The sequence below is a fragment of the Roseomonas sp. KE2513 genome (assembly GCF_016107305.1).
Classification (GTDB): domain Bacteria; phylum Pseudomonadota; class Alphaproteobacteria; order Acetobacterales; family Acetobacteraceae; genus Roseomonas.
Genome location: NZ_RCVR01000094.1, coordinates 1 through 5,833, shown reverse-complemented (window position 1 = coordinate 5,833; position 5,833 = coordinate 1). Strand labels below are relative to the sequence as shown.

The following is a 5,833-nucleotide window of genomic DNA, read 5'->3' as shown; positions in this document are numbered from 1 at the left end:
AGGAGATCGCGCGCATCCCGCTCTTCATTGCCCATCCCGGCTTTCTTGGCGGTGGGCGCCGGAGGGCCCTGAGCCAGGCCATCGACCTGATGCCGACCTTCCTCGACCTGTTCGGCGTGGCACCACCACCCACGGTGCAGGGCACCTCCTTGCTGCCCCTGCTGGCTGAGGACCACGCCCTACGCGACGTCGCGATCTTCGGCATGTTCGGCGCGGCCACCAACGTCACGGACGGGCGCTACACCTACTTCCGCTACCCGCCGGACCCGCTCACCCAGACGCTCTACGAGTACGTGCTGATCCCGCTGCACCAGAAGAACCCCTTCGGGGTGGAGGAACTGGCCGAGGCCGAGATCTTCCCGGGCTTCGGCTTCACGCAGGGCATGCGGCTGATGCGCATCCCTGCCCGCCCTGGGGTGAAGACCCGCGAGGCGCCACAAGGCTATTTCGAGGACACCACCACCGCGCTCTACGACCTGGCAGAGGATCCTGGGCAGGTGCGGCCTGTCCAGGATCCAGCGGTGGTCGCCCGGCTAGTAGATGGCATGACAAGGATTATGCGCGCGCATGAGGCTCCGCAGGAAGCCTTCACGCGCTTGAGCTTGCACCCGCCCCTACCGAGTGCGGGGAGCAGCACACCAGGCTTCAATTAAAACCTCACCGACATTGAGCATGCGACGTTGCGGGGCGGAGGGGCTGCGCTTCGCCTACTCCATGCTAACTGGCTTCGATTCCGGCCTCTCGGATCACCCGTCCCCACTTCACCGTCTCTCGCCCGATTGTCTCTGCAAACTCCGCTGGATCAGACGCCACGACTTCGGCGCCGATCAGAGCATAGGCCTGCGCCGTTTCTGGCCGCCGCGCGGCCTCGACGATCCGCCGGCTGAGCAGGGAGACAATCTCCGGCGGCGTGCCGGCTGGTGCGAGCAGCCCGTTCCACACAGCAGACTCAAAGCCCGGCAGACCTCCCTCCGCTACCGTGGGCAGTTCCGGCGCCAGTGCGGACCGCTGGGGGCTCGTCATCGCCAGACCCCGGACGCGGTCCGCGCGGATCGCCGGGATGAACCCGCCGCTGAAGGCGAGCTGCACCTCCTGCTGGATGAGCGCGAGCTCCGCCTCCGATGACTGTCGATAGGGCACGTGCACGAAGCGTGTGCCGGTCATCGAGGCGAAGAGCGCCGCCGTGAGGTGCGGCGAGGTCCCGATGCCCGGCGAGCCGTAGTTGAGCTGCCCCGGCCGTTCCTTCGCGTAGGCTACTAGCTCCTGCACCGAGCGCACCGGCACCCCGTTGCTGACCGCGAGTGCCATCGGGGCAGAGGCAACGAGGGACAGCGGCGCGAAGTCCCTCATCGGATCGTAGCGCATGCTGCGGAAGATGCCGGGGTTGATCGACAGGGTGGTGACCGAGCCCATCAGCAGCGTGAGGCCGTCCGGTCGCGCTCGCGCCACCGTCTCGGCCGCCAGCATGGTGCTCGCGCCGGGCTTGTTCTCGATCAGGACGGGCTGCCCGAGCAGGGCACGCAGTGGCTCGGCGATCAGCCGCCCCCAAGTGTCGGAGGCCCCGCCTGGGCCGTGCGGAACGACGATGCGGATGGGGCGGTCCGGGAAGCCGCCCACCTGGGCCAGGGCTGGCCGACGAAGCGCCAGAGCTGCTCCAGCGCCGAGAAGCACCCGCCTGCCCGTCGTCATGATCCGCGGTTCCGTCACGCTGCCAAGTCCGGCCGGGTCCAGCCGGGCACGTCGAGTGGCGCTGCGCCGACGTCATAGCCGTACACCCAGTCGGTGCCGCCGGGCCGGCGGAGAAAGGTGTTCTCGTTGGATTGTTGCTGAATGTCGGTGGCGCGCGGCCGGCGGTTTGCCTCATAGCGTCGGAAGGCTGCGGCAACGCCTTCCGCCTCAACCTCCGCCAGGCAGCGCGAGAGAACCACCGCGTCCTCGAGGGCCATGGCCGCGCCCTGCGCCATGTAGGGCGACATGGGGTGGCAGGCGTCGCCCATCAGCGCCACCCGGCCCTCGGTCCAGTGCGGCAAGGGATCGCGGGCCAGCAGGGCCCATTTGTACACCTCGGGGCAAGCGTCCAGAACGCGCCGCACCTCCGGGTGGAAGGCCGCGAAGGACTCCCGCAGCGCCTCCACGCTGCCCTTGGCCGACCAGGACTCCGGCGTCATCCAGGACGGGTCCTCGGGCTGGCTAGTGACGAAGTACACCTCGTCCCGTGCGGCGGTGATGTAATACATCACGATATGGCGGTCGGGTCCCCACCACTTGGTGCGGGAGTTGTTGAGCTGCTGCTCCCCGAGAAGGGCCGCGGGAAACACGGTGCGGTAGGCGACACGCCCGGTGAAGCGCGGCGCCTCCCGCCCGAGCATCCGCTCCCGCACCGTCGAGTGCACGCCGTCGGCGCCAATCACCGCATCCAGCGTCTCGCGCCGGCCATCCTCGAAGGCGAGCGTGGCCGTCCCCGGCCCTCCCTCCAGGTCGCGCAACTTGCGCCCGAACTGCACCGTGCCCGGCGCCACCGCGGCCGCCAGGATGCCGTGCAGGTCGGCACGGTGCAGGCACATGTGTGGCGCCCCGTACCGGGCCTCCAGGGCGTCACCACCCGGCAGCTCGTTGGTCACGGTACCAGTGTCGAAATCCAGGTTCAGGAGGCTCCCCGGCCGGAAGCCGATGCGGCGCACCTCGCCGTCGAGCCCGAGCACACGCAGCGCCTTCATCGCGTTGGCGCCCATCTGGATGCCCGCACCCACTCGGGCGAAGCGCGTCGCCTGCTCGAAGACGGTCACCTGATGGCCAGCCCGCTGCAGCAAGACCGCCGCGGCCAATCCCCCGATCCCGGCACCTACCACCCCAACCCGCAACTGTCCCCGCATCGATGCTTCCTCTACCGTCGTTTCCGCCGGTCTATGCCTGCTGGCAGGGCACGGGAAATACCGTCTTGCCATCGCGGGCCATGCCGGTCGGGCATGGGCAACAGGTCAGTTCTCGTTGTCAGGCATAAGGCCGCCCCAGGCACCAGCCGCCTGCAGCGCCAGCACCTCCTCCCGAACCACCGCCTCTGCCGCCCGACGCGCTGCGTCTCCTGGCGCGCTGGCAAGATCGACTAGGCAGAGCACCGTGTGCAGGGCGCGCCCGCGCAGCGGCGCGGCCACCACCTCACCAGCCGCGACCTGGGCGCGCACCGTCGCGGGGGCGAGGACGCCGTGGCCGAATCCCGCCGCAACCAGGTTGCGGGTCAGCGCCACGCCATCGGCCTCGACCACGATATCCAGCCGCACCCCGGCCGCGGCTGCTGCCTGTTCCACCAGCAGGCGGGTGAGGTGCGGGCGCGCGGGCAGGATCAGTGGCAGTCCGTGCAGGTCGCGCACGCGCACCTCCGGTCGCTGGCCACACCCCTGCGGCAGCGCCCCGGGCGGGGACACGAGGTGGAGCGCCTCCCGCAGCAGAACCTCGCTGCGCAGCAGCGTCAGGCTCGGCGGGTCATGCATCAAGGCGAGGTCAGCGCGCCCGCCCATAACCCATTCGAGCAGTGTGGCATTCACGCCTTCCATCACATGGATCGAAACGCCAGGATGGTCCCGCCGCATGCGCGCCAGCAGCCGGGGCATCACCAGGGCTCCGGTCGTGGGCGGCATGGCGATGGCCACACGGCCGCTGACGGCGTGCTCCGCCCCCGTCACCTCCTCCCGTAACTGGCCAACATCGCGCAACAGCCGCTCGGCCCGGCGCAGGAGCAGGGCTCCGGCGGCGGTAGGCTCAACGCCCCGCGCGCTGCGGACGAACAGCACAGTGCCGAGCTCCTGCTCGAGCTTGCGGATCTGACGTGTCAGCGCGGGTTGGGCGATGTGCAGCGCCTTCGCCGCGGCGGAGACGCTGCGGAGCCGGGCCACCTCGACGAAGCCGCGGAGTTCGCGAAGATCCATTGTGGCCGCCGCTCAGATCTGACGAGAGGCTGCAATGGCCGAGTGCTGCTTTCTCACGATCTGATATCTCCAGCGTCCCCCGGGGACCTTTGGGCGCAAACACGGTCAGGACTTCTGACGAGCTCTTCTAGCCTCCCAAAACCGATCTCCAACCACTATATGGACTAAGTCTAGTCCGGTCAGGAGTACTCATGGAGACGGTCAACATTCACGCCGCTAAGACGCAGCTCTCGCGCCTAGTCGACGCCGCTGCGGCGGGCCAGGAGATCGTCATTGCTCGCGCCGGCAAACCGGTGGCCAAGCTGGTGCCGCTCTCTAACCTAGCGCCCAAGCTACGCCGCGTGCTCGGCGCGATGGCGGGCCGCCTACGCGTGCCGACCGACTTCGACGCGCCGCTTCCTGAGGACGTGCTCGATAGCTTCAGCGGTCGCTAATGCGCCTGCTCCTGGATACTCACCTGCTGCTGTGGGCACTGGCTGAGCCGGAGAAGCTCGCTTCCACGGTGCTGGAGTTGATCGAAGACCCTGAGAATGAGGTGCTGTTCAGTGCTGCCAGCATCTGGGAGGTGGCCATCAAGGCTGGGCTCGGCCGTGCCGACTTCGCCGTACGCCCCGAGGAGGTCGCGCGAGGTGCGGTCGAGGCAGGCTTCCTGGAGCTGCCTGTAAGGGCAGAGGCGGCAGCCCGGGTGGCAGACCTGCCGCCCTACCACCGTGATCCCTTCGATCGTCTGCTGGTGGCGCAGGCGATGGCTGGGCCAATGCGCTTGTACACGGCCGACCCCCTACTGCCGCCTTACTCCGAGTTGGTCACCCTGGTCCGATGATGGAATTGGATTGCGGCCCAGCCCCTGTTCTGCAGCAGCAGGGCGCGGTGCTCGGGGTAGACGTGGGCTTCTCCCCAACACGCCGCTCCAGTGCCGTTTGCCGGCTCGACTGGGATCCCCGTCGGATCACCTGGAACATCCAGCGCTTCCGCGCCTTACCTGGGGAGCAAGAGACCACGATCGCCGCCGTGGCGGGCACCCGCCGGCTTCAGGCTGTCGCCTTCGACGGTCCTCTGAGGGCGGGCTTTGATGTGATCGGCCGCTATCGTGTGGCTGAGCGCATGCTGACGCGCCGCCTGGGGGCCAGGATCGGCAAGCCGGGTCAGGGGAGCGCCCCGGTCGGCAAGGCGCTCAACGCCGCAGCCAATGATTGTGCCCGCATTGTGCTGCGGGGAGTGATCTCGCGCCGGCCGTGCACGCCGTGCGCATCGATGCCAAGGCCGTGGCGGAGGCCTTCCCGAATGCCTTCCTGGGCGTGATGCTGCCCGACCCGGTCGCGGTGGCGGCGAGCCGTGCTGACCGGTCGGACGTTTTCTTCCGCCACCTCGTCGAGGACGGGACACTGGAGTGCCTGATGGCGCACCTGCTGCCCGGCCGGCACCTGGCCCTTCGGCTGGGCGACGTGACGAACCACGACGACCGGGCTGCCCTGATCTGTGCGGTGACTGCCCTGTGTGTCGCCGTTGGGGACTTCACGGCGGTAGACGACGCAGATGGCTGGATCGTCCTGCCGCCGCGGCGCTTTGTGCAGGACTGGGCCCGGGCCGATTTGAAAGCTAACGCTCGCGAGGAGATGCCTGGTTGCCTGTGCTGGACCCCAGAACCCTCCGAGGCTCGCCCCATCTGATAGCGAATGCCGGGACCTGGTTAGCCTACGCCACAAGGCATGGGCATCGGTCCCATGCAACGTGCGGCTGTTTGTCAAAAAGGGGCTGGGCAGGTTGAGGACCTCCCCACGTGTAGGCTCCGGAGGCATTTGATAGGGTGCCCACTGCCGCTGCCCCATCCCGACCTGCTGCCAGTACCGGCCCGCCCACCGAGGCCTTGGCGGGTCTGGTGGAGCGGGTCACCTACCACAATACCGAGA

At 68.6% G+C, this 5,833-nt stretch carries 7 protein-coding genes; 4 read left to right on the top strand and 3 right to left on the bottom strand.

The window, feature by feature from the left end; all coding sequences use genetic code 11:
* Nucleotides 1–653 (top strand): sulfatase/phosphatase domain-containing protein (locus D9599_RS29950; protein WP_375373100.1); only part of this gene is annotated, 653 nt, incomplete at its 5' end.
* Between the two features lie 64 nt (nucleotides 654–717).
* On the opposite strand, the gene D9599_RS29945 is transcribed toward D9599_RS29950, so the two are convergent.
* The 3 genes from D9599_RS29945 to D9599_RS29935 form a co-directional block, all read right to left on the bottom strand.
* The gene (locus D9599_RS29945) at nucleotides 718–1,689 is read right to left on the bottom strand and encodes a tripartite tricarboxylate transporter substrate binding protein (RefSeq protein ID WP_198384995.1); all 972 of its coding nucleotides are present in this window, start codon (nucleotides 1,687–1,689) and stop codon (nucleotides 718–720) included.
* A gap of 14 nt (nucleotides 1,690–1,703) precedes the next feature.
* Nucleotides 1,704–2,873: an FAD-dependent monooxygenase gene (locus tag D9599_RS29940; protein ID WP_198384994.1), complete on the bottom strand. Its 1,170-nt coding sequence runs from the start codon at nucleotides 2,871–2,873 to the stop codon at nucleotides 1,704–1,706.
* Between the two features lie 105 nt (nucleotides 2,874–2,978).
* Nucleotides 2,979–3,923, bottom strand: a complete 945-nt coding sequence (locus D9599_RS29935) for a LysR family transcriptional regulator (RefSeq protein WP_198384993.1) — start codon at nucleotides 3,921–3,923, stop codon at nucleotides 2,979–2,981.
* Nucleotides 3,924–4,114: 191 nt separating this feature from the next.
* On the opposite strand from D9599_RS29935, the gene D9599_RS29930 reads away from it, so the two are divergent.
* From D9599_RS29930 to D9599_RS29920, 3 genes are all read left to right on the top strand, one after another.
* Entirely contained in the window at nucleotides 4,115–4,357 is a 243-nt protein-coding gene (locus tag D9599_RS29930; RefSeq protein ID WP_198384992.1) for a type II toxin-antitoxin system Phd/YefM family antitoxin, read from the top strand.
* Nucleotides 4,357–4,746, top strand: coding sequence for a type II toxin-antitoxin system VapC family toxin (locus D9599_RS29925; RefSeq protein WP_198384991.1), 390 nt, complete (start codon nucleotides 4,357–4,359; stop codon nucleotides 4,744–4,746). Before D9599_RS29930 ends, D9599_RS29925 begins: the two co-directional genes overlap by 1 nt.
* A 412-nt stretch (nucleotides 4,747–5,158) precedes the next feature.
* Nucleotides 5,159–5,593 carry a hypothetical protein gene (locus D9599_RS29920; protein ID WP_198384990.1) on the top strand — a complete coding sequence of 145 codons (435 nt, stop codon included), beginning with the start codon at nucleotides 5,159–5,161 and terminating at the stop codon, nucleotides 5,591–5,593.
* Nucleotides 5,594–5,833: the final 240 nt, after the last annotated feature.

Excerpts from the sequence above, each read along its gene's own strand:
- D9599_RS29945 (WP_198384995.1), bottom strand. The coding sequence starts at position 1,689 with ATGACGACGGGCAGGCGGGTGCTTCTCGGCGCTGGAGCAGCTCTGGCG.
- D9599_RS29940 (WP_198384994.1), bottom strand. The coding sequence starts at position 2,873 with ATGCGGGGACAGTTGCGGGTTGGGGTGGTAGGTGCCGGGATCGGGGGA.
- D9599_RS29935 (WP_198384993.1), bottom strand. The coding sequence starts at position 3,923 with ATGGATCTTCGCGAACTCCGCGGCTTCGTCGAGGTGGCCCGGCTCCGC.
- D9599_RS29930 (WP_198384992.1), top strand. The coding sequence starts at position 4,115 with ATGGAGACGGTCAACATTCACGCCGCTAAGACGCAGCTCTCGCGCCTA.
- D9599_RS29925 (WP_198384991.1), top strand. The coding sequence starts at position 4,357 with ATGCGCCTGCTCCTGGATACTCACCTGCTGCTGTGGGCACTGGCTGAG.